Genomic DNA, 3,664 nt, shown 5'->3' on the forward strand with positions numbered 1-3,664 from the left:
CATTCTGAGGCCAAGCGCAGTATGAGCTAGCGCACAGCCCAGCGGGCCTGTCCAACAAGCGGATCGAGCCGAGCTGGGTTTGGGCGCCAGTGCATGCGATGAACCTCCACGTATCCCCAGCCGGCTCATCCGCACTACGTTCGGCTCGTTGACCAGGGGAGTTCTCGCAGGAATCTTATTTGGCTGTTGATCGACACGCGCTTGGCGCGCCTCGACGAGATACCAAATGGGAAAAACTCGGCGGAAGACACGCACGACGCAGGTGGCGACAATCGTAGATCCAGCGCGCATACTGCTTGCGGCTGAACGGATCTGGAAGGGTAACGAGCTCATCGCGAAGCAAATGAATCAAGTCGGCGATGTGACCTTGGCCGAACCCTTAGTGGTTACTGGCGCGCTCGCCCTGGAGTTGTATTTCAAATGCCTCTACGCCATTGAACACAATGGAAGGACGATTCGAGGTCACGATCTCTACGTGCTCTTTTCCAATCTTAGCCAGGAAAGCCGTGCCGCCATCAAGGACGAGTACGATCGTCTCCTCCCGCAGAACCCCACGCGGGCTGTACTTCGTCGCGCGTTTGAGAAGCAAGTCGGAACCCCTCCCGACGAAGCGATTGAGTCAGTGCTGAGGGGCGCCGCGAACGCTTTTGAACTCTGGCGTTATCCTTTCGAGGGCGTACTCTCATCCTTCACCGGGTGCTTGGAGATCCGCGATGCCAGCAGACTGCGAATCATCCAACTGAAGCCTGAATATGCTGCAGTCCGTGATTCGCGGTCTCCGTGGAAAAAGATCGGCGAGGAGCCACTTCCGCTGACGTTCAAACGCGCGACCATTATCAGCCCGGAGCCTGGACCGAAGGGCTGCCCGGTGGAGGAGGGAGAAGAGTAAGACTCACGGCGCGCAGTTGAGAAGGGGGCTAGCTACAATGAAGCAATTTTACATCCGAATCGGCACAGAGCAGGAAAAGGGACCGTTCACCATGGACCAGCTTCGGTCGATGTGGGAGAATGGTGCGATTACGGCCGATGCTCTGTATCGTCCGTCTGACGCAACGGAATGGCGGCAACTTGCCGCCGAATTCGTACAACAGGCCCCCATGCCGCAACGGAACGAGAAACGTCCGAGGAGGACGTCGTCGCCGTTATTTCTGATCGTCGCGCTCTTGACGATCATCGTGTTGTTCGTCGGCAGCTTTCACTTTGTCACGGGGAGCAGTCTGCCGGGGCCACAACTAATGCGTCGCGATTCCTTCGGGTTGAGCGAGTTTTTCGTCGATGTTGACGCTATTACCGGAATGCCCTGGCTTGCGGCCAAGGCGCGGTTTCCACTTGGGTGTCGCCTTCTGCAGCGAGAGGGCATTCTCGAGTCGGATACGGCGTTCAACCAACGTGTCCAGGAAGAGACAAGGAGGGAGTTCGATAGGACTATGCGAGAGGCAGAGCGAGAGACCCAGAGACTTCTGCGGGACGCCCAACGGTACGCGGATGACTATTAGAGGGGTGGCGTGCCGCCCTTCGTTGGGTTGGTCGGGTGGCGAAGCCGAACCAAGGCGTGGAGCCGACGCGCGGAGAGACGCGCGCGGCTCACGCTGAGCGTTCGGCCCCTCCTTGAGGAGTTGCGTGGACCGGAACTGACGAACGATGACCTACTACCTCGATCTCTTCTCCCCTGAAACGTACGAGGCGTTCGGACGGTCGGACCGGTCGATCTCCGGCTTTCGGCCGCGCCAGCGAAATGTGGCAGGGCGGGTGCAACCGGGCGACAAGCTCGTTTGCTACATGACGAGGCTCTCGCGATGGTTTGGCCTGCTGGAGGTCTTGGAAGGTCCATTCTCGGACAGGACACCAATCTTCGTCCCCGAAAACGATCCTTTCACTGTCCGATTCCGAGTGCGTCCGGTTGTGTGGCTCCCCGTCGACCGGGCAATTCCGATTCACGACGACCGGATCTGGTCTTCCCTCTCGTTCACGAAGGATCTCCCGAAGAACTCCATCGCATGGACGGGGCGCGTTCGCGGCAGTCTTGCGCGCTTGAGTGAAGCCGATGGTGCCATCCTGGAGGCGGCACTGCACGCACAAGTCGGTGGGGAGCAGCTGTATCCCGTCGATGAAGACGAATATCGAAAACTCTCGGCGCATCGCGTCAGGCGAGCGGACCGTGATGTGACGGTCACGGTGCCTGAGGACGCGGAGGCCGCTGGCGGTGATGAGGCGGTCCCGACAGCTGAAGTCAGGGAATCCGTTTGCATCCAGGCTCTGCTTGCCGATATCGGCTCTCGGATGGGTATGCAGATCTGGATCCCGAGAGCGGACCGCGATGCCGTCTCGGCGCAATGGCGCGGCGACCACCCGGCAGCGCTCGATCGCCTGCCACTCAACTACGACGATACGACGCTCCGCACGATCGAGCAGATCGACGTGCTGTGGCTGAAGGGACGATCGATCCGTCGAGCATTCGAGGTCGAGCACACGACCTCTGTCTACTCGGGCATCCTCAGAATGGCGGACCTGCTGGCCTTGCAGCCGAACATGGATATTCGTCTGCATATCGTTGCCCCGCCGCAGCGCCGGCAAAAGGTATTCCAGGAGATCCGCCGGCCGGTGTTTTCTCTCCTTGATCGTGGACCGCTCTCAGAGAATTGCACCTTCATCTCGTACGACAGCATAAGGGAACTCGCGGCCCAGCAGCACCTATCGCATCTCTCCGACACCGTGCTTGAGGAATACGAGGAGGACGCTGAAGACTGATAGGCTACCCAACGAGAGCAGGCGGCAGCGGTCCCGTTTGCCGCTGGAACCGCTGCGGCGTAGAGTGCGGCAGTGAAGGTCTACCTGGACATGTGCAGCATCCAGCGCCCGCTCGACTCCCAGGATGACGTCCGGGTGGCGACCGAGGCACAGGCGGTGCTCGGGGTCCTGCGATTGTGCGAATCCGGACAGGTAACGCTCGTCGCGTCTGGCGCCCTCCTGTTCGAGCTGGAGAAGAACCCGCATCCTGTCCGCAAGGACTACGCCGAGGCGGTCCTATCGAGGGCGGGGGTATTCACCGCAACAGATCAGCGCGTCGAAGCCCGCGCGCGTCGGTTCGAGGTAAGCGGGATGAAGCCGCTCGATGCATTGCACCTGGCGTCCGCCGTCGAAGCGGATGCGGATTTCTTCTGCACCTGTGATGATCGGCTGCTGAAGCGGGCTCGCGCAGTGCAGACGGGGCGGACACGAGTCGTGTCGCCACTCGACCTAGTGACGGAGGTATCAACATGAACGTCGCGGCCACACCGTTGGCGGAGACCACACACAAGGCGATCGCGGTGCTCTCTAAGGAGTTGGGAATTGTGGAAACCGTGCGCTTCCTGACCCAGTTCAGCACAGGCTTCGGGGACTACACGCGCGAACGAGGTGTCATCCTCCGCGGCGTCACCATGGACGAAATTCTGTCCGAGATCAGGCGCGCACACCGAGGGAGGCCGAACAAGCGCATCCAGCCGACGCGCCAGAAGCGTGCGCGCGGCTGATGCGCAGGGCGTACGTTGAACTAAACCGCTGCGCGGTGGTGTCTACTTTCGCGTCTGCCTGCTGATTTCATAGCGCTGTTTTTGTTCGTGACCCGCACTGCCTGAGGGGACAGACTGATCTCCATCACACGCGGCGATGGTGGCCGGCCCGG

The 3,664-nt window shown here is 60.6% G+C and carries 4 protein-coding genes and 1 pseudogene; all 5 read left to right on the plus strand.

Features of this window, described 5'->3' with window-relative positions; translation table 11 throughout:
- The first annotated feature begins 226 nt into the window (after positions 1-226).
- Complete coding sequence (locus tag HY699_04490) at positions 227-889, plus strand: hypothetical protein (GenBank protein ID MBI4515060.1); 663 nt, start codon at positions 227-229, stop codon at positions 887-889.
- Between the two features lie 37 nt (positions 890-926).
- Positions 927-1,496 carry a DUF4339 domain-containing protein gene (locus tag HY699_04495; GenBank protein ID MBI4515061.1) on the plus strand — a complete coding sequence of 190 codons (570 nt, stop codon included), beginning with the start codon at positions 927-929 and terminating at the stop codon, positions 1,494-1,496.
- Positions 1,497-1,641: 145 nt separating this feature from the next.
- The gene (locus HY699_04500) at positions 1,642-2,748 is read left to right on the plus strand and encodes a hypothetical protein (GenBank protein ID MBI4515062.1); all 1,107 of its coding nucleotides are present in this window, start codon (positions 1,642-1,644) and stop codon (positions 2,746-2,748) included.
- Between the two features lie 90 nt (positions 2,749-2,838).
- Positions 2,839-3,261: a PIN domain-containing protein gene (locus tag HY699_04505; protein ID MBI4515063.1), complete on the plus strand. Its 423-nt coding sequence runs from the start codon at positions 2,839-2,841 to the stop codon at positions 3,259-3,261.
- Positions 3,258-3,446 (plus strand): annotated as a pseudogene (locus tag HY699_04510) (hypothetical protein). The gene HY699_04505 and the pseudogene HY699_04510 overlap by 4 nt, the downstream one beginning before the upstream one ends.
- Positions 3,447-3,664 lie beyond the last annotated feature (218 nt).

Source organism: Deltaproteobacteria bacterium (assembly GCA_016210005.1).
In the GTDB taxonomy this organism is placed as follows: domain Bacteria; phylum Desulfobacterota; class Binatia; order HRBIN30; family JACQVA1; genus JACQVA1.

Bases quoted from the DNA above. Each gene is read 5' to 3' on its own strand.
- HY699_04490 (MBI4515060.1), top strand. From the start codon at position 227: ATGGGAAAAACTCGGCGGAAGACACGCACGACGCAGGTGGCGACAATC.
- HY699_04495 (MBI4515061.1), top strand. From the start codon at position 927: ATGAAGCAATTTTACATCCGAATCGGCACAGAGCAGGAAAAGGGACCG.
- HY699_04500 (MBI4515062.1), top strand. From the start codon at position 1,642: ATGACCTACTACCTCGATCTCTTCTCCCCTGAAACGTACGAGGCGTTC.
- HY699_04505 (MBI4515063.1), top strand. From the start codon at position 2,839: ATGTGCAGCATCCAGCGCCCGCTCGACTCCCAGGATGACGTCCGGGTG.